The organism is Erwinia artemisiae (assembly GCF_051400835.1).
GTDB lineage: Bacteria > Pseudomonadota > Gammaproteobacteria > Enterobacterales > Enterobacteriaceae > Erwinia > Erwinia aeris.
The window spans coordinates 231861-251460 of sequence record NZ_JBLFFM010000003.1 but is presented as its reverse complement, the minus strand read 5'-3'; the positions used below and the strand labels follow the sequence as shown (position 1 = coordinate 251460).

The following is a 19600-nucleotide window of genomic DNA, read 5'->3' as shown; positions in this document are numbered from 1 at the left end:
ACAGTCAGCATTTATCCCACCAACAGACAAGGTAATAAAAATGAAAACGCAAAATATCCCGGTTTCACCCGCTTTTATCGCAATCTCCTGGATCGCCATGCTCGGCGGCGTGCTGGTCTACCTGCTCGGCCTGTGGCGTGCCGACATGCAGCTGAATGAAAAAGGTTACTACTTTGCCGTACTGATCCTCGGGCTGTTTTCCGCCGTTTCGTTGCAGAAGACCGTGCGCGACCGCTTTGAAGACATACCGACCACGCAGCTTTACTACTTCATCTGCCTGCTCTCCTTTACGATCGCCGTGATTTTACTGGTCACGGGCTTGTGGAACGCCACGTTGATGCCCAACGAAAAGGGCTTTTACGGGGTGACGTTCTTTATGGCGCTGTTTGGTGCCGTTGCGGTGCAGAAGAACACGCGCGACAGCTTATGCAACGTTCAGTCCGCGCCGAATGAGTTACAGGATCAGCCTGCGCAAGATTAAGCCCTGACTGGACTTCTCCCGCTTTATCCACAGGGAAATAGCCACGCTGCCGCACGCGGCAGCGGCCTGATAAGGACATCATATGAGCATAAATCCGGTTTCTTTTTTCAGCCACAGCCACCACCTGCTGGCGGTGCGCGACTGCCCGGCGCAGCCAGACGTGCTGGCCTTCCGGGGCGAGGAGCGCCTGAGCGAACCGTTCAGCTGGCGCGTTGAGTTCACCAGCGCCGACCCCGGCCTCACCCGCGAGGCGATGCTGATGAAGCCGGCCTCGCTGACCCTGCGGGCGCCGGTCAGCCAGGGGATGGGGAGCCGCGTACAACGGCCGGTGCGCGTGGTGCAGGGCGTGGTGACGGGCTTTGAGCGCCTCGGCACCTCCGCCGACCAGACCCTCTACGCCGTGACGCTGCGGCCGCGCCTCGCCCTGCTGTCGCGCAGCCGCCACAACGCCATCTATCAGGACATGTCGGTGCCGCAGATTGTGGAGAAAATCCTGCGCGAGCGGCACGGGATGCGCGGGCAGGACTTCGTCTTTACGCTGGCGCACGACTATCCGCGTCGCGAGCAGGTGATGCAGTACGGCGAGGACGACCTGGCGTTTATCACCCGCCTGCTGGGCGAGGTCGGCATCTGGTTCCGCTTTACCCCGGACGCGCGCCTGCATATTGACGTGGTGGAGTTCTACGACGGCCGCCAGGGCCACGTGAAGGGGCTGACGCTGCCGGCCGTGCCGCCGTCCGGGATGCACGACGCGGGCAGCGACTCGGTGTGGAACCTTGCCAGCCGCTCGGTGGTGGTGGAGAAAAGCGTCAGCGGTCGCGACTACAACTACCGCAACGCCATGCAGGACATGAACGTCCATGCCGACGTCACCGGCGGCGACGACACCACCTGCGGCGAATCTTACAGCTGGGGAGGTAACTACCTGACGCCGGGCGAGGGGCCAGAAGCGGCGCCGGAAAGCGGCACCTTCTACGCCCGCCTGCGCCACGAGCGCTGCCTGAACGGGCAGACGCGGCTGTCGGCGGTGACCTCCTGCCCGACGCTGGCGCCCGGCAGCGAGCTGAGCGTGACCGGCGGCGAGGAGGTCGGCGGAGCGTTTCGCAGCGGGATGCTGGTCACCGCCGTGGTCAGCACCGCGCGGCGCGACCGCAGTTTTGAAACCGAGCTTGACGGCATTCCGCTGAACGACCGCTACGGCTTCCGGCCGATCCCGCTTCCGCCGCCGGTGATGGCCGGCACGCTTCCGGCGCGGGTCACCAGCACCACGGTGAACGATACCTACGGCCACATCGACCGCGACGGACGCTACCGCGTCAGCATGATGTTTGACCGGGCGACGTGGGAAACCGGCTTCGAGAGCCTGTGGGTGCGCCAGGCGCGAGCCTATGCGGGCGACACCTGCGGGCTGCACCTGCCGCTGCTGGCGGGCACGGAGGTGGCGATAGCCTTTGAGCACGGTCACCCGGACCGGCCGTACATTGCGGGGGCGCTGCACGACTCGGCGCACGGGGATCACGTCACCATCCGCAACTTCAGGCGCAACGTGCTGCGCACGCCGGCGAACAACAAGCTGCGGATGGACGACACGCGGGGGCAGGAGCACGTCAAGCTCAGCACGGAGTACGGCGGCAAGAGCCAGCTGAACCTCGGCCATCTGGTGGACGGCGAAAAGCAGAGGCGGGGAGAGGGGGCTGAACTACGCAGCGATGACTGGGTCGCTGTTCGTGGGGGCAAAGGGCTGCTGCTGACAGCCCAATTGCAGCCGAAAGCGATGGAAAAGCAACTGAATATGGATGAAATCAAGCGCCAGCTGACAGATGCATTGTCACTGGCGGAGTCCTTATCGGGCCTGATGGCGACAGCGAGGATAGACCCGATGGATAACAGTACGCAGCAGCAGTTTTTACAGCAAAATATCGACCAATTGCAGCAGCCCGCGATCGTTGCAGGTGCGCCCGGCGGAATAGCATTTTCCACTCCGCAACATATTCAGCTAAGCGCTAACCATAGCCAAATAATTACCGCTGGTGGCAACATTGAAATTAGCGCATTAAAGCGCATGGTGCTGGCGGCGCGAAAAGGCTTTGTCGCTTTTGTTCATGAAGTAGGCATGAAGCTGATTGCAGCTGCGGGCAAGGTGGAAATACAGGCTCAGTCCGATGCGATAGATATTGTTGCCCACAAATCACTCTCTATCAGTAGCACCAGCGATGAAATCATCATTTCGGCGAAGAAAAAAATAACTCTACAGTGCGGAGGCTCCTACCTGACGATTGACCCGAGCAAAATTGAGCTCGGTACCGGTGGACGTTTTTTTGTTAAAAGCGCTGATTTTGATTATGCCGGACCGGCAAAAATGGCGGCACCTTTCCCTGAATTTACCGCTTGTGAGTCCGTAGCAACTGAAGCGGCAAGTCAGGGAAATGCCACTATACCACTCAATTAAGGAGCGGTTATGGCGATTAACTATATTACCCCACACCAAACGTTAGGGTCGCATCAATACGCGGTAATCGACCGTAAGCTTGTCTCTACAATACCCAAATCATGGCCAGTCATTGAGCTGATATTGCCTGTGCTTGCACCTCAGGCACACCTTTATCCCTGGCTGGTGCCGCTGCGTGAATTGCCTGTGCAGGAATGGGATAAGTTAATGACAGCCCTTACGCGCCATAGCGGATTTCGTTCACCAGAAAAATGCAGCCTACTGTTATCCAGCGACTGTTCACCTGAACATGTCAAAAGTGCGCTGGTCAATGCTTTGTATTTTAAAGATACACAGCATAAAGGTCATATTTTGCGCTTTTATGACCCGAGAGTGTTGTTTCACCTGCACTGGATGCTCTGTCCATGGCGGCTATATAACCTGCTATCTGCGAAAGATATACCGCGCTGGACATTCTGGTTGGATGGCAGCTGGCATACCCTTGAGTTTCTGGAGAGCATAGCTGGCAAACCGACAGAAAACGCCGGCATTCCTTTACATCAATTGGCGTATTGCGGGCTGATAAACCAGGCATTACAGCAGCTACCTGGGTGCGCTGATATGAAACAACGCCAGCAAATTAGCCGTCGGCTGGAAGCATTGCTGAAACAGGCGGAGAAATGTGAGCTTCCCACAGAAGAAGATCGTTTAGCATTTGCACTACATGGCATGGTGCAGCGTGAAGGGTTCTGGAAAGCGCCAAAGATGTCTGCATTCTTACAGCAGGCGAGTCACAGCCCAAACTTATATCGTGTTGAAACCGGTGGTTGGGATGAAACCCGCTGGCGAGAGATGACCAGTCCTCAATCTTAAAAAGCAGGGAGCGGCTTCTGAAATGAGCACTAAACAAGGTTGTAAATTCTGTACCCGGTACGGGGTGCCTATTCTGCCCGTCCGCCCGGCGATAATGTCTCAGGACGATGTTTTACCTCAGCTGCATTCATCCCTGACTCCACCACTGGTAGCACAGGGAGAAACCGCATGGACGGCACGGCTGTTGCGTGAAGGGTTTCTCTATATCTGGGTGGAGTCCGGTAAATACTGGATAAACTATTTCGTCACCGCTGACGGATTCTATTATCCATTGCCCGAACAGGAGGACGTGCCGTCAGATATTGTCAACGGCAGAGTAAAACCCTGCGTTACTGAGCCGCGTGAGCTGGCGACCGCTTCGCTGGTTACGTTACCGGTAAAACCTCTCAACATGAAAAATGGACTGTTCTGGTTTGCCTGGTCAGAGGTGGAATGGACGGACTCGGTGCGCAAGCAGCATGAAAATACCGCATGGCGCAGCCGGTACATGCAGCGTTTCGATATGGATGCATGGCTCGCTGGCGGTCAGGCAGAACAGGCGCTTCCGATCGCCAGTTTAAGCAACACTATAGCGGAATACAGCAGCCGGGGCGCATATTGTGAGGTGAAGAAATGGTCTCCGGCACCGTGGAAAAACGCTAATATTATGGCGGCAAACAACCTCAGATTGGCGGCCGATTCACTGTATGCAGATAAAGGGGCTATCATCGTTCTGGCCGATCCAATGGCGGTCACGCAGGAGCTAAGCGCTCTGGTAACCTGGCGCCTGAAAACACGTTTTGCCGACGATCCGTACTACGCGCGCGGTATCGCTTTATCCTCGGCCTTATCGGGTTTGAAACTGGCAATGACGGAGCAGTTCCGTCGCGACTTGCTGAGCGAGGACAAAACCAGCGAACAAATATCACGAACGATAGGTACTCAAATAATTGCCGGAATGCCGCTGCCGCCAGATAACCCCGAACGCGCCGCTGCGGATGTCCGCCGTAGTAATGAAGAAACGTTTGACCGGCGTTTTGAACAGCGAATAAACCAGCGTTGGGCCGATTATGAAAAATATATCGACAGGGAGCAGGAACGAGCGTTTCTTAAGAAGCTTGCTACAGCAGTAAAAACGTACGATGAAAATGTGATTACCCCGATGACGCAGATGTACCTTGCCGGGTTACAGAGCGATGCGCTTATCAACAGCTTTAAACACAACTACGATACTCAGGATATTCAAAGCGGGCTTTGCTATTTGCAAAGCGTCACGGACTGCCTGGAGGGGATGCAGGATCAGGTACCGGTTTCTCAATGGTTACGCAGTCAGCTTGAGGCAGCATCCTTCAGCGCAGACAACTATATTCTACAGGCGTTGATATTTAATAATGAGAAAATGGCCGCGCTAATACAGGAAAAAGTCAGCAAGGCATCAGAAGTGAATGATGTACCCTGGGAGAATCTGATGGATGGTATTAAAGACGCCACGGAAGATTACAGCAAAGTTTTCTCACTAAAGATGGAATACTATATTAATACCATCAGCAGCGGATTTATTCGGCTGATTAGTGATGTCGCCTGGAGTAAGCCTGCGCTGGCTATTGTTGCAATGGTCGCAGGCAGCGGCTATGGATTAAAAGTCGTTACGCTAACTGGAAAACGTAAATATTTCCTTGAAGGAGCATTAAGAGTTGTTGCTCAAATGACCGATATGGATAATCGAGTGTCGCAGGATAAATTACGCCCTCGTCTGGATAAGGCATTGCGTAGAATGGAACTGGATGGCATTCCAATGGAAAATACTGTAAAGCGGCGTTTTATGGTGTTGATTGATATTAATGAAGCCACACAGCTTGCCACCTTGCCTGAGAGTGAAAGGGTTAAACAGGTTAGCAGAGTACTGCATTCAGCAGATGAGGTCACTGATGCAATCTTTCCCCGTTTTTATCGTGGCAAAATGGCCTTACTGAAAGGGACAACGGCTAACCATATTGCCAGCATGACTGCCGGAGCGGTGCCGTTCTGGGGATGTATGGCTTCTGTGATTTTCCAGGGTATCGCGCTAAAGGGGGCCGCAGAAGATAAGGAGCTACCGGGCTGGGAAAAAGGAACTCGTTTTGGATCCAACATAATAGGTGCTTTTGGTTCGACCCTGGAACTGACGGAGCGGGCGCTGAATGATTTGAAGGGGCTGAGGCTGAAGGCATTAGTGCGTGTCAGAATGGGAGCTGAATTTTTAAAAAATACGATGACTGTTCTGACATATGGTGTCAAATATTGTGCAAAGGCTGCTTTAGTCGGAGTTATTTGGGATAGTGTTAATGCAACTGATTATGCTTTTTCTGGTGACTATGGAATGGCTATTGCCGGTGCCATTTCATCTGTCAGTGGGTTATTCATGTCAGGATTAATAACCAGTTTTGTACTGGGCCCTGTTGGAATTGCCTGGGGAATTATTTTTATCTTTGGTTCAGCTATTTATATGTCTTTAAAAGGGGATAACGATCTTCAGAAGTGGTTGAAATCCTGTCTTTGGCGCAAGGTTCCTCAAGGGTTGTATAGTCTGCCTGAAGTTTACCCCACGCAGGCAATGGAAATAGCGGCTTTTAATGAGGCTATTAGGCCAGAGGAGAACTGATAATGAGTATGTATGGAATTTATCAACCCTATAAAGTGAACCGTTCATTAACCCCTGCTGAAAAAAAGCTTAAGATGAATCAGGGGAATCCCCGAAAGGTAAAATACTTTAATTGCGGAGAATCGGTTATAAGATTGAACTCTACCTGCCTGGAGACGACAGATAAATTTTATAAGCAAAAAGGGATAGATAATGGATGGTGGGTGATAGCGTCTATAATAATGTTATCATTGGTAATAATAGGCGTTGCTCGAGGGATTCAGCTTATTTCCTCTGAAGGATATATGCCGTTATTACGCGTTCTTTTACTTGATACAGTGTTTTTAGGTACATTAGTTTTTACTGGACGAATTGTTTTAAAGGAATGGTTTACATGGACTCATTACCCGATCCGGTTTAATCGTAAGAACCAGATGGTTTATATATTTCGCACCGATGGAACGGTATTGTCGGTACCCTGGAAGGAAATTTACTTTACTCAGGATAAAGAGCCGGGTCCACTGCGCGAATGGTGTATCAGGGGCCATATTATTGATAAGGATAAAGAAACCGTACTGGAAACTTTTAGTCTGGGAATTTGTGAGAACAAAGAATCCCTGCCTGAGTACTGGGAGTTTATTCGCTGCTATATGGAAGAGGACCTGGTAGCCGAACTGGCAGAACTGGTGGTTATCTGTCCGCCGATAGAAAATCGAAAAGAGGGTTATCTCTTCGGCCTGCAAAATTTGATATATATGGATTCCCGTTTCGGATGGATTTATTTTCCTTTTAAACTGCCATTGCAGCTTGAAGCATCAGTATGTCGCTATATCGCCAGCCAGACCAGCAAAATTCCCCGCTGGCCTCAGGATGTTCTGGATGCCTGCCGACCGGATGCTGATGACCCAGTAAATGTCAGCGCGGCGAACAATCCCAAAGATATGTGGCGTCTGGTTTTTGCCAACCAGTCATTAACTAAATGGCAAGAGAAATACGAGCGTATGGATGCGGCCACGAACCGGATCCATTCAGAGCTGGCAAAAAAATATGGCACGAAAACGGTCGACAGGACATGACAAGGCCTCGATTAAAAAGCAGAAAATGACCCCTGAGATGGGCATTGAAAGCTGTAAATCCTGTATTCGCCACGTACTGTCGGTTCTGACTGTCCTGTAGTCATGTCATAGCACGACGTTTGGCCTCAGTTACAATCATATCTGTCTACTTTGTTGCAGAGTGAGGGAGAATAACCAGGTTAGCAAAGTGCTGTATTCGGCAAATGACAGTACTAATGCAGTCTTTCTTCATTTTTGATGCGGAAAGTTGAACACTCGAAAAACCAAGAACTGGTTCAAAAGAAAGCTCAAGACGCTGGGTGGGTATATTCCGAAATCAATAAAAATGAAGGGAAGTTAAATCAGAGGATGTTTAAACATGACCATGTACGGGCTCTATCAGCCTTATAAAGTGAATCGAAAACTTACCCGCACGGAAAAAAATTATCGACTTCGGCAGGGAACGCCCTGTAAGGTGAAGTCTTTAAACTGTGGAGAGTCGGTTATTCGAATGAATTCTACTTACCTGGAAACGGTGGATAAATTTTATAAGGAGGCAGGAACTAATACCTGGTGGGCTGCAATGATATTTTTTGGATGTCTGGCGATTTTCCTTTTTATCACATTCAGGTTTTTTAGTGATTTACTGCCGGGTATGGGAGTGATTAAAGCTTTTTTAGGATGTATGATACCTCTTTCGTTTATGATATTTGGAGGGTGTTTTTTATTAAAGGAATGGTTTGCATGGACTCATTACCCGATCCGGTTTAATCGTAGGAACCAGGCAGTTTACATATTTCGCACCGATGGAACCGTGTTGTCGGTGCCCTGGAAGGAAATTTACTTTACTCAGGATAAAGAGCCGGGTCCACTGCGTGAATGGTGTATCAGGGGACATATTCTCAATAAAGATGGAGAAACCGTGCTGGAAACTTTTAGTCTGGGAGTTTGTGAGAATAAAGAATCTCTGCCTGAGTACTGGGAGTTTATTCGCTGCTATATGGAAGAGGACCTGGTAGCCGAACTGGCAGAACTGGTGGTTATCTGTCCGCCGATAGAAAATCGAAAAGAGGGTTATCTCTTCGGCCTGCAAAATTTGATATATATGGATTCCCGTTTCGGATGGATTTATTTTCCTTTTAAACTGCCATTGCAGCTTGAAGCATCAGTATGTCGCTATATCGCCAGCCAGACCAGCAAAATTCCCCGCTGGCCTCAGGATGTTCTGGATGCCTGCCGACCGGATGCTGATGACCCAGTCAATGTCAGTGCAGCGAACAATCCCAAAGATATGTGGCGACTGGTTTTTGCCAACCAGTCATTAACTAACTGGCAAGAGAAATACGAGCGTATGGATACGGCCACAAACCGAATTCATGCAGCGTTGGCAAAAAAATATGGAAATAAACCTGTTATAGAATGAAAACGATTATTTTATCTCGGCTGCATTTATTCTCGTTCCGCTACTGGCAGCACAGGGGGAAACCATATGGAAAGTATGTACATTTCGCGAAGAACTAACCTGTATGTGGGTATAATAAGTGATTTCATACTAAAAAATAATATTATATTTAATTATCGGTAATTAACTTTTTACTTATACCTCGTTTTTTTAAAAGTCGATTCACTCTGTTTTATTAGTATGGCTTAAAAATATCAACGCAATTTACCAGTGTAAGTACATAAAAATAACTCGATTAAAAGAAGGTTGAAATGAAAGGCATTATTCGCATTGGCGATAAAACCACAGGTGGTGGTCAAGTAGAGGCTGGCTCAGAAAAAATGAGGTTTCAAGGGATTGGTGTGGCGCGTATTAACGATCCGGTAAGTTGCCCTATTCAGGGGCATAGTCCATCGTTTATCGTACAAGGGCATTCAACGATGAAGGATAACGGTATTCCTGTTGCCTTCCATGGCGATCGGTGCAGCTGCGGATGTACATTGATTTCCTCCCTGATAAATGCAACCACGAGTAAATAATGCCAGTCGATCTTTCAGTTATCCCTTCTGTAGCTAAACGTAAGAAATGCCCCTCTCTGAAATATTGGTCATTATCGTTAATGTTTTTTATACTATGTGGAGTATTCATTACACTTAAATTATGGCCTACAGAACAGGTAGCAGGTGATGCACTTTTCTGGCAATGCCTTATTGGCATACCCATTATTCTATGGTTAGCTGTATTTAGCATTCGCTGGCTGGCATGGCTTGTTTCAGAGTGGCAGGCAGATGGTTGGGACAGAGAGAGAGAGGCGGATATTGGATCGGAAATTAAACGCGGCCAACGTTTTCTTATTCTGGAGGCAGTAAACGTACGTTTACCACATGTTATGACCTCGGAAACACTGGCTGAGCAATTTCAGTTGCCACATGCGGTTATTATACCTGTGCTGGTGGATGAGACCACACACTCAGTTACTTATCAGGCTCGTTTTAACGATGTTATGCAACCTGCGCCTGACAGGACGCTTGCTCTACTTATATCTCTCATAGAGGGAGCCAGGCTAAAGGCAGCGTTAGCACAGCATAAAGCAACACTAAAAATAATAACAATTATACAAATTGATACCGATTTTGAGTTATCTAATGAAGATATAATTTCATTAGATAATAGGATTAATAAATTATACCCATTATTGTCCCCCTTCTGTTTTTCTTCTTGTCTATCACTGGAGGATGTCGATAAATTACTGGATGAAAAACCCAATATGGATAATATATTAATTTTGTCGGTTAGATTATTACAGAGCCCAGCGGATGGTGATGCCGAAGCAGGCGTAGCATTGTTGTTACACGGTATGAAAAATGTTTCTATCCCTGGGGAAAAATATGTGCGCTTGCACAGACCAGAACGTACCAAAGAGGAAGCAGGACTAAGAAAGTCAGCTGAACAGTCGATAATATGGGGGAGAAGCCAATCTCAGGAAGTATCTCACCTTTGGCTCTCCGGACTTGGGGTTGAAAACAATACTCTGACTTTTCTGGCAAAGAACAATCTCAAATTTTCAACGGTTGATGCTGAAGGAACATTCATTGATATAGATATGAAAAGTGGAAATGTTGGCAAAGTTTCCCCCTGGCTGGCAATCGCGCTGGCAGCAGAAAATGCAGGCAGAGTGACTGCCCCTCAGTTGGTGATGAGTATGCCCGATACCGGCAGTCTGCCATGGTGGTTAATTATTCATTCTACCTGAATTTGCCGGCGGCATTAACTATACTGATCTGTTATTCATCTATTAATTATAGACCGATAGTATTAGCGGTTAAATTCAGAGAGGGAAAGGTGAAAAGGATTTTAAAGGGAATAAGTAACTCGAATTTTCAATTGTGGTTAATCCTGTTTTTTCTGCTATGTCTTGGTGTTTTGATATGTTTTATTGTTAAAAATAATCCAGTGCAGTTAGGTATTTCCCCTGATTCCACATGGCAGGAGAGGATTTTTATTGCTGCCCTGGTATGTACAGGCGGTTTACTTATTTTTATTATCATATTTTTTATTTCTACACGACTCTTTGCCGCGAAATATTATCGGGAGGTAAAGAGTTACGCCGTCAGGGAAAACGCCAGAGTTACTGACAAAAAATTAGCCGAAATAACCAGTATCACGCAGCTGAACACCCATCTCCGCGCCCGCTACGGCCTGTTCTGGCGCTTCAAAGTGCGTCTGCTGCTGGTAGTAGGCGACGAGGCTGCTCGCGAAACCCTGCTGCCCGGCCTGAAAGAGCAGCAGTGGCTGGAAGGTAACCGTACCGTGCTGATTGATGGCGGCAGCCTGGGGGGCGAAGTGGACGCCGAAAAATATCACGCGCTGCGCAAACTTCGCTGCGGCCGTCCGCTGGACGGCATTATCCGCGTGCTGGATAAAGAGCAAAACCTGACGCTGCAGCAGAGCGATAGTGATTTACGCGCGCTGGAGAGCATCGGCAGCCTGCTGCGCTATCTGCCGCCGGTATGGCTGTGGCAGCTATGCAGCAGCGACTGGTCGCAGGAGGGAAGGCCCGAACAGCCGGTCGGTGCGACGTTTCCGCTGCGCGCGCTGCCGGAGGATATCGCCTCACAGCTTAACCACCTGCTGCCGATGCTGCGCAGGCAGGGGATGGCGCAGATTGCGCAGCACCGACAGCACGACTTTCTGCTGCGCCTGGGCCAGCAGCTGGCGCGCGGCGGTATTGCGCGCTGGCAAACGCAACTGTCGCCGTGGCTACAGGGGGCGCAGCAGCGCATCATCCTGCGCGGCCTGATGTTCAGCCTGGCGGAAAGCCGTGGGCCGGCGGAGAGTGCGCAGGTAATGTCGCGCCACGCCCTGACCTTATCCGCCGCCTGGCAGGGCGTGGTGGATGACTGTACCCGGCTGCGCGGCCGTCGCGTCGGAATGCCCTGGCAGCAGACGTTGGCCTGGGCGCTGATGACGATGGCAGGCGTATGGGGCGCGGGCCTGCTCGTTTCCTTCGCGCTTAATCGCCATCATATTATCAACGTGGCGGAGAAGGCCCGCGCCGTGGTGCAAACCCAGGCGGTATCCGACCGGCAGCTGACCGATCTGTACGCGCTGCGCAACGAGGCCGGGCTGCTGAAACACTGGCATCAGGAAGGCGCCCCCTGGTATCGGCGTTTCGGCCTCGATCATCACGCATCGCTGCTGGCGGCGATGATGCCGTGGTATGGCATAGCGAATAACCGACTGATCCGCGATCCGGCGGACGTCGCGCTCCGGCAGCAGCTGAACGCGCTGGCGGACCTGCCGCCGGACAGCCCACTGCGCGCCACACGGGCAAAACCCGGCTACGACCAGCTGAAGGCCTGGCTGATGATGGCGCATCCCGAAAAGGTGGACAGCACGTTTTACGCCACGGTGATGAAAACGGTACAGCCAACCCGCAGCGGGATCTCGCCCGGCTTATGGCAGAGCCTGGCGCCGGATCTGTGGGCATTTTATATTGCCGAACTGCCGTACCAGCCACGCTGGGCCATCACCCCGGATGGCCCGATGGTCGCTCAGGTCCGTCAGGTGCTGCTCCAGCAGATTGGCCGCCGCAACGCCGAAAGCACCCTGTATGAAAACATGCTCAAATCGGTACGCCGCAACTTTGCGGACGTCACGCTGGAGGATATGACCAACGGCACGGATGCCCGACGCCTGTTCACCACCGACAGGATGGTGCCGGGCATGTTTACCCGCCAGGCCTGGGAAGGCGGCGTGCAGCAGGCTATCGACAAAGCGGCAACGTCACGGCGTGATGAGATTGACTGGGTGCTCAGCGACAGCCGCCAGGGGCTTGCCGCCGATCTGTCGCCGGAAGCGCTGAAAGCGCGCCTGACGCAGCGCTATTTCACCGATTTTGCCGGTAGCTGGCTCAACTTCCTTAACAGCCTGCGCCTTAATCCGGCCAGCAATATTGCCGACGTGACCGACCAGCTGACGCTGATGAGCGACGTCCGCCAGTCGCCGCTGATTGCGTTGATGAACACGCTGGCGTGGCAGGGGCAGACCGGCGAGCAGCGCGAGGCGCTGTCGGACTCCCTTATCAAATCGGCGAAGGAGCTGGTGGGCAGCAGCAAAAAGCCGGTAATCGACCAGAGCGCCGCCGGTCCGCAGGGCCCACTTGACGACACCTTTGGCCCGCTGCTGACGCTGATGGGCAGAAATAAAGCCGCCAACGCCCTGTCGGGCGATGACCGCCTGAGCCTGCAAACTTATCTGACGCGCATTACCCGCGTGCGCCTGCGTCTGCAACAGGTGGCGGGCAGCTCCGATCCGCAGGAGATGATGCAAACGCTGGCACAGACGGTGTTTCAGGGCAAAAGTATCGACCTGACGGATACCCGCCAGTACGGCAGCCTGATTGCCGCCAGCCTGGGCGAAGAGTGGAGCGGCTTTGGCCAGACGATGTTCGTACAGCCGTTGACGCAGGCCTGGGAGACGGTGCTGCAACCGTCGGCGGCCAGCCTCAACGACAGATGGAACCGCTCGGTGGTGGCCCTGTGGCGCAGCGCGTTTGACGGGCGCTATCCGTTTGCCGCCAGCAGCAACGATGCTTCACTACCAATGCTGGCCGAATTCCTGCGCAGGGACAGCGGCCGTATCGAGCGTTTTCTTAACGCCGAGCTGAGCGGCGTGCTGCATAAAGAGGGCAGCCAGTGGGTACCGGATCGGACCAACAGCCAGGGGCTGACCTTTAATCCGGCACTTCTCAAAGCGCTTAACCAGCTTAGTCAGCTCTCTGACGTGCTGTTCACCGACGGCAGCCAGGGCATCAGCTTTGAGCTGCAGGCGCGTCCGACGCCGGGGGTGGTGCAGACGCTGCTGACCATCGACGGTCAGCAGCAGAAATACTTTAACCAGATGGCCGAATGGCAAACCTTCCGCTGGCCGGGCGACACCTTTAAACCCGGCACCCTGCTGACCTGGAGCACCGCCAGCGCCGGGGCAAGGCTGTTTGGCGACTACGGCGGCACCTGGGGACTGATCCGCTGGCTGGAGCAGGGCAAGCGCCGCCAGCTGGACCGCAGCCAGTGGATGATGACGTTTACCGCTCCTGACGGCAGCAACCTGCAATGGGCGCTGCGCTCGCAGCTGGGCAGCGGCCCGTTACAGCTGCTGGCGCTGCGCAACTTCAGGCTACCGGCAGAAATTTTCAGCGTTGATGCTGTTCTGGCCGCCAGAGCGCTGGCGGCTGATAGCGATATGCCCGCCATGGAAGGAGAAGATGAATGACCACGCTACAGCATATCGTGACCGCCTGCCACGCAGATCAAGCCGCGCTGATGCGGCTGGCGCAGGCGCGGGCAGACAACTGGCGCGCCTGGCTGCTGCCGATCCGTGACGCACAGCCAGCGGGCGATGAACCCGGCTATGACGATGATTTTCAGCTTATCCGCGAAGAGGTGAACAAGCTTTCGGGCATTGATACCACGCTGATCTGCTCGCTCACGGAAAAGCTGTTGACCACGGTAAGCAAGGATCTGCGCGTGGCGACCTTTTACATCTGGGCACGGCTGCATCAGGATGGCGAAGCCGGTCTGGCGGAAGGGCTGGAGCTGCTGGCCGCCATGCTGCAACGCTTTGGCACGCAGCTGCACCCGCAGCGCGAGCGCAGCCGCAAATCCGCGCTGGAGTGGCTTGGCAGCGGACGCGTACTCGACAGCCTTTCGCTCTACCCGGAAGTAGATATGGCCACCATGCAGCGCATTACCGGCGCGCTGCTGCTGGTGGAACAGGCCATGCAGCTGCTGGCTGAAGAGCATCGTCCGCAGCTCGCCGGGCTTTATCTGGCGCTGGAAAACCGGCTGGCGCAAAGCGGCGGCGCGGATAGCCTGGTACCGCAGACCAGCCGGGAAGATCGCGCATCCTCCTCCGCTGCGTCGTCAGCGGCCGCACCGGTAATGACAACCGTCACTTCCGGTCGTGACCTGCTCGATCAGGCGAAAATGCTGGCGAAATATCTGCGCGATCGGCCGGGCGGCTGGCTGGGAGGACACCATCTGATGAAAAGCATTCGCTGGGATACGCTGACCGAACTGCCACCGCTTGACGCCAGCGGGCGCACCCGCCTTCTGCCGCCAAAGCCGGATCATCGCGCCCATCTCAAGCGTCTTTATCTCCAGCAGAGCTGGATGGAGCTGCTGGAGCAGACCGACGATCTTTTTGCCCAGGGCGTTAACCATTTGTGGCTCGATTTACAGTGGTACACCTGGCAGGCGCTGACGAAAGCGGACCCGGATGCGGTGCGCGCCGATATCCTCTGTCGGGACCTAAAAGGACTGCTGTCACGGCTGCCGGGGCTGGAGGCGCTGGCCTTTAACGACGGCACGCCGTTTGCCGATGAGGTCACGCTGAACTGGATCAATCAGCAGGTGATGGATGACCCTGAGAGTTGGGCCACCGATACGGTAACCGCCGTCCCGCAGGATAATGAAGCCGTGCTGAAGCTGGAGCCGGAGCTGCTGGCGCTGGCGGACAGCGAGGGGGTTGAGGCCGCGTTCGTCTGGTTACAATCCCGCCCAGGTATGGCTTCCGCCCGCGATCGCTGGCTGATGCGTCTGCTGATGGCGCGCGTGGCGGAGCAATATGCCCGTAACGATCTGGCGCTGCACCTGCTGGGCGAACTGGACAGCGGCGCGCAGACGCTGACGCTGCCGCAGTGGTGCCCTGAACTTTTATTTGAAGTTCGCGCGCGACGACTGAAGCTGCTGCGCAACAAAGCTGCACGCAGCGAAACGGAAAAAGATCGCCTTCAGCCAGAGATGGACACGCTGCTGAGCGGCCTGATCGTACTCGATCCGGCCCGTGCGGCGGTGCTGTGCTGTTAGGCTTCCTTCGATATGTCACTCATTCAGGTTTATTATGGACGACTTAACCCTACGTTATTACGACGCGGAAATGCGTTACCTGCTTGAAGCGGGTGAAGAGTTCGCTCGCGCTCACCCGGATCGCGCGGCGCTGCTGAATCTGGATAAAGCGGACGCTCGCGATCCTTATGTGGAGCGCCTGTTCGAGGGCTTCGCCTTTATGATGGGCCGCCTGCGCGAAAAGCTTGATGACGATCTGCCCGAGCTGACTGAAGGGCTGGTCACGCTGCTGTGGCCGCACTACTTACGGACTATTCCGTCAATGTCGATAGTAGAGTTCAGCCCCGACTGGCGCGAAATGAAAGAAAAAATAGCCATCGCGAAGGGGTTTGAAATCCTCTCGCGGCCCATTGGCGAGAAAGCGACCCGCTGTCGCTACACCACGACTCAGCAGATCGGCCTGCAACCGCTGGCACTGGAGGAGGCCGCGCTTTCAACCGATGCGGAAGGGCGATCGGTGGTGCGCCTGCGTTTTGCCTGTAGCAGCCTGGCCGACTGGAGCCGGGTCGATCTCAGCCTGATCCCGTTCTATTTTAACGCTGACGCGCCGCTGGCCTGTGCGATGCATGAAGCCTTTACCTTAAACACCGCCACTATTTGGCTGCGCCTGCCGGGAGAGCCGGAGCGTCGCCCGCTGGACGCGCGCTTTACCGCGCTGGGGTTTGGCGAGCAAGACGGGCTGTGGCCGAAAGGCGAAAGCAGCTTCAGCGGCTACCAGTTGCTGCTGGAGTACTTCACCTTCCGGGAAAAATTTATGTTCACCGGTCTGCGCGGTCTGGAGAGCGTGACGCTGCCTGCCGCGCTGGCATGGTTTGAAATCGAGGTAGTGCTGGCGCGGCGCTGGGAGCACGATTTCACCTTCAGCGAGAAGCACCTGCGGCTGCATTGCGCGCCGGTCATCAATCTTTTTCCGCTGGAGTCCGACCCGCTGACGCTGAACTCGCTTCAGACCGAGTATCTGCTGCGTCCTATGCGCGTGCAGGATGGCCATACCGAAATTTATTCCGTCGATTCGGTGATCTCCTCCGGGCGGCATGCCTACGTGCCGTTTTCCAGCTTCCGCCACAAGGGCGGCATGATGCGTCACGAAGCGCCGGAATATTACTACCATACCCGCGTGCGGCGCGGCGCGTCCGGGCTGCATAACACCTGGCTTATCCTCGGTGGGGAAGCCTTTGATAACCATACCGTGCCGGATGATGAAAGCCTGTCGCTGACGCTTACCGGCACCAACGGCCAGCTGCCGCGCCGCGCGTTGCAGAGCACGGTGCTGGATACCGCGATGAAGACCAGTTCGGCAAAGGTGGACGTGCGCAACCTCTGTGCGCCCACGCTGCCCTGTTATCCGCCGGATCGCGACCGTTTTCACTGGCGCGTGCTGAGCCATCTCGGCAGCAATTTCCTGTCGATGATGGACAATGCCGACGTGCTGCGCGGCACGCTGGCGCTGTACGAGTGGACCGGCAGCGAGATGAATCGCCGCCGTCTGGAAGCGATTGTCGATGTCAGCCACAGCGAAATCGAGCGCTTTGAACAAGGCCATTTGCTGCGGGGCGTGCAGATTGACGTCACGCTCGACAGCCACGGCTTTGCCGGCCACGGCGATATCTGTCTGTTTGGCGAAATGCTCAGTCACTTCTTCGCGCTGTATACCGATATCTATCTGTTTAATCGACTGGTTATCATTCTGAACCCCACCGGAGAACGCCTGCAATGGGAAGAGAAACACAACCGCCGCATTCCCGGTTAAGCCCGCGTCTGGAAGCGGAGCTGACGCGGATAAACTTTTATCGCTTCTGTCAGCTGCTGGAAAAACAGCACCCGGAACGACCACCGCTCGGCAGCTCCAGCCGTCCGCAGGATGATGCGGTGCGCTTTACCCCGTGGCCGGGGATGGGGTTTCCCGCCAGCGAGCTGAAAAGCGTTGAATACAGTGAAGACGATGCCACGGCCGCACCCAAAATACGGACCACGTTTATGGGCATGTACGGCGTGGATTCACCGCTGCCCACCAGCTATCTGGACGATATTACCCAGCGCAGGGAAGGGCATGAGGCGCTCCAGGGATTTCTCGGCATTTTCAGCCACCGCATCCTGACGCAGTTCTATCGCATCTGGCGTAAATACTCCTACCCGGCCACCTTTGAGCCAGGCGGCACGGACGCTATTTCCCAGTCGCTGCTGGGGTTAGTCGGGCTGGGCATTCCCGGCACCGCCAGCCATATCGCCACGCCGGTTTCTCGCTTCCTGGCGCTGCTGGGCGTACTGCGGCAGCCTGCAAAAACCCAGGAAGGGATCCAGGCGCTGGTTCGCCTGCTGGCCCGGGAAACCCGCGCCAGCGTCAGCCCCTACAGCCTGCGGCCGGTGGAAATCAGCCAGCCGCTTGGCTTTTACGGCGAAGACGATTTCCTGCTGGACGGTAATGCGCCGCTGGGTGACGAAGTCATGGATACCAGCAGCCAGCTGCTGATTGAGCTGATGACCGACAGCAAAAGCGAAACCCAGGGCTGGATGCCGGACGGTCAGCTGTATCAGGACTTTCTGGTGATGCTGCGCGTTTACCTGGGCTGGCGCTTTAAGGCAAAAATTCGTCTGACCGTCAGCACGGCGCTGCTGCGCGTAGCCCCTCTTGGCGAAGCGCCGTTCCGGCTGGGCATGAGCGGCGTACTGGGCGTGGAAGGGGATGAGATCCCCAGCGACGTGCCGCAAACTTTTACCATTGAATCCGGCCGCTATCAGGGGCTGTCGTCTGCCGTCTCCGTACAAGGAAATCAGCGTGTTACCTACCAATTCAATTAAATCCGCCCGCTGGCTACTGCCGTTATTGGCTGTCAGCCTGACCGGCTGCGGACTGACGCAAAGCGTCACCGACGGCACCCGCTCGGCGGTGTCCGCCATTTTTTATAAACAAATAAAGGTGCTGCATCTCGATTTTACCAGTCGGGAAGCGCTGAATACTGATACGCGCGAAAGCCACAGCGCGCCTCAGTCCGTAGTGATACGCGTCTATCAGCTTCGCGACCGTAAGGTCTTCGATAAGCTGGTCTATCAGCAGCTGGTTACTGAAGGCGATACCTTGCTGAGTAGCGACCTGCTCGCCAGCCGGGATGTGATCCTGACTCCCGGCGGCGCGGTCAACCTGGATATGCCGATGGCGCCAGAGGCGGAGTTCGTCGCGGTGGTGGGGTTATTCCGCCAGCCGGATCTGACTAAAAATAACTGGAAGCAGGTGCTGGCGCGTGAAGCGCTGGACGCGGATAACGCTCGCGTGCTGGAAGCGGGCGATAACAGTCTTTCCCTCAAGGAGAAATAATGCCGCACTCACATAACGCTCCCTCGCTGTATGAAATGCTTTACGGCAACTTCAGCGGCGGGCTGGATCTGCACGATATCAGCGAAGAGAACCAGGTCATTCTTTCCGTGCTCGATAATATGCAGCGTATTCTCAACTGCCGCGCCGGAACGCTGGCGCATCTGCCCGGTTACGGCCTGCCGGATATGAGCAAAATCCTTCAGGGAATGCCCGGCACGGCGCACCAGCTGATGACCACGCTGTCCGAGGTATTGCTCCGCTACGAGCCGCGCCTGAACAGCATTCAGGTAACGCTGCTGCCGCAGGCCATGCCCGGCGAGCTGCGCTATGGCATTGATGCCGAGCTGAAAGGGATTGGCCTGGTGCGCTACGGCACCGAATTTCTGCCGGAAGGCAAGGTGCTGATCCGCCATATGAAACAGCAGCAGTATCTCGATCGGCAATCCATCCTCTGAACCAGAGAACGGAGGCGTATACAGACCTTCCGGCTCTGCATTCGACA

At 54.4% G+C, this 19600-nt stretch carries 14 protein-coding genes; all 14 read left to right on the top strand.

What is annotated here, in order from left to right; genetic code table 11:
• Nucleotides 1–40: 40 nt before the first annotated feature.
• Nucleotides 41–481 carry an inner membrane protein YiaA gene (yiaA, locus tag ACMGEE_RS08995; RefSeq protein WP_436829923.1) on the top strand — a complete coding sequence of 147 codons (441 nt, stop codon included), beginning with the start codon at nt 41–43 and terminating at the stop codon, nt 479–481.
• Nucleotides 482–563: 82 nt separating this feature from the next.
• On the top strand, nt 564–2930 hold the full coding sequence (locus tag ACMGEE_RS08990) for a type VI secretion system Vgr family protein (RefSeq protein WP_436829922.1): 2367 nt from the start codon (nt 564–566) through the stop codon (nt 2928–2930).
• 9 nt (nt 2931–2939) lie between these two features.
• Nucleotides 2940–3782 (top strand): DUF4123 domain-containing protein, encoded by an 843-nt coding sequence (locus ACMGEE_RS08985; RefSeq protein WP_436829921.1) that lies wholly within the window; start codon nt 2940–2942, stop codon nt 3780–3782.
• 22 nt (nt 3783–3804) lie between these two features.
• A complete protein-coding gene (locus ACMGEE_RS08980) occupies nt 3805–6402 on the top strand; it encodes a T6SS effector BTH_I2691 family protein (protein WP_436829920.1) in 2598 nt (865 codons plus the stop codon).
• Between the two features lie 2 nt (nt 6403–6404).
• The gene (locus tag ACMGEE_RS08975; protein WP_436829919.1) at nt 6405–7457 is read left to right on the top strand and encodes a DUF6708 domain-containing protein; all 1053 of its coding nucleotides are present in this window, start codon (nt 6405–6407) and stop codon (nt 7455–7457) included.
• 358 nt (nt 7458–7815) lie between these two features.
• Nucleotides 7816–8859, top strand: coding sequence for a DUF6708 domain-containing protein (locus ACMGEE_RS08970; RefSeq protein ID WP_436829918.1), 1044 nt, complete (start codon nt 7816–7818; stop codon nt 8857–8859).
• A 290-nt stretch (nt 8860–9149) separates the two neighbouring features.
• Complete coding sequence (locus ACMGEE_RS08965) at nt 9150–9416, top strand: PAAR domain-containing protein (RefSeq protein ID WP_436829917.1); 267 nt, start codon at nt 9150–9152, stop codon at nt 9414–9416.
• Nucleotides 9416–10630, top strand: coding sequence for a KPHS_23130 family T6SS system protein (locus tag ACMGEE_RS08960; protein ID WP_436829916.1), 1215 nt, complete (start codon nt 9416–9418; stop codon nt 10628–10630). The genes ACMGEE_RS08965 and ACMGEE_RS08960 overlap by 1 nt, the downstream gene beginning before the upstream one ends.
• A gap of 89 nt (nt 10631–10719) precedes the next feature.
• Nucleotides 10720–14151, top strand: a complete 3432-nt coding sequence (locus tag ACMGEE_RS08955) for an ImcF-related family protein (protein WP_436829915.1) — start codon at nt 10720–10722, stop codon at nt 14149–14151.
• On the top strand, nt 14148–15746 hold the full coding sequence (gene tssA / locus ACMGEE_RS08950) for a type VI secretion system protein TssA (protein WP_436829914.1): 1599 nt from the start codon (nt 14148–14150) through the stop codon (nt 15744–15746). Before ACMGEE_RS08955 ends, tssA begins: the two co-directional genes overlap by 4 nt.
• 34 nt (nt 15747–15780) lie before the next feature.
• Nucleotides 15781–17535, top strand: coding sequence for a type VI secretion system baseplate subunit TssF (gene tssF, locus ACMGEE_RS08945; RefSeq protein ID WP_436829913.1), 1755 nt, complete (start codon nt 15781–15783; stop codon nt 17533–17535).
• The gene (tssG, locus tag ACMGEE_RS08940; RefSeq protein ID WP_436829912.1) at nt 17499–18584 is read left to right on the top strand and encodes a type VI secretion system baseplate subunit TssG; all 1086 of its coding nucleotides are present in this window, start codon (nt 17499–17501) and stop codon (nt 18582–18584) included. The genes tssF and tssG overlap by 37 nt, the downstream gene beginning before the upstream one ends.
• Nucleotides 18562–19098, top strand: coding sequence for a type VI secretion system lipoprotein TssJ (tssJ, locus tag ACMGEE_RS08935; RefSeq protein WP_253458560.1), 537 nt, complete (start codon nt 18562–18564; stop codon nt 19096–19098). Before tssG ends, tssJ begins: the two co-directional genes overlap by 23 nt.
• The gene (gene tssE / locus ACMGEE_RS08930; protein ID WP_253458563.1) at nt 19098–19553 is read left to right on the top strand and encodes a type VI secretion system baseplate subunit TssE; all 456 of its coding nucleotides are present in this window, start codon (nt 19098–19100) and stop codon (nt 19551–19553) included. The genes tssJ and tssE overlap by 1 nt, the downstream gene beginning before the upstream one ends.
• Nucleotides 19554–19600: the final 47 nt, after the last annotated feature.

Coding starts and splice junctions, on each gene's coding strand:
- yiaA (WP_436829923.1), top strand. CDS start 41: ATGAAAACGCAAAATATCCCGGTTTCACCCGCTTTTATCGCAATCTCC.
- ACMGEE_RS08990 (WP_436829922.1), top strand. CDS start 564: ATGAGCATAAATCCGGTTTCTTTTTTCAGCCACAGCCACCACCTGCTG.
- ACMGEE_RS08985 (WP_436829921.1), top strand. CDS start 2,940: ATGGCGATTAACTATATTACCCCACACCAAACGTTAGGGTCGCATCAA.
- ACMGEE_RS08980 (WP_436829920.1), top strand. CDS start 3,805: ATGAGCACTAAACAAGGTTGTAAATTCTGTACCCGGTACGGGGTGCCT.
- ACMGEE_RS08975 (WP_436829919.1), top strand. CDS start 6,405: ATGAGTATGTATGGAATTTATCAACCCTATAAAGTGAACCGTTCATTA.
- ACMGEE_RS08970 (WP_436829918.1), top strand. CDS start 7,816: ATGACCATGTACGGGCTCTATCAGCCTTATAAAGTGAATCGAAAACTT.
- ACMGEE_RS08965 (WP_436829917.1), top strand. CDS start 9,150: ATGAAAGGCATTATTCGCATTGGCGATAAAACCACAGGTGGTGGTCAA.
- ACMGEE_RS08960 (WP_436829916.1), top strand. CDS start 9,416: ATGCCAGTCGATCTTTCAGTTATCCCTTCTGTAGCTAAACGTAAGAAA.
- tssA (WP_436829914.1), top strand. CDS start 14,148: ATGACCACGCTACAGCATATCGTGACCGCCTGCCACGCAGATCAAGCC.
- tssF (WP_436829913.1), top strand. CDS start 15,781: ATGGACGACTTAACCCTACGTTATTACGACGCGGAAATGCGTTACCTG.
- tssG (WP_436829912.1), top strand. CDS start 17,499: ATGGGAAGAGAAACACAACCGCCGCATTCCCGGTTAAGCCCGCGTCTG.
- tssE (WP_253458563.1), top strand. CDS start 19,098: ATGCCGCACTCACATAACGCTCCCTCGCTGTATGAAATGCTTTACGGC.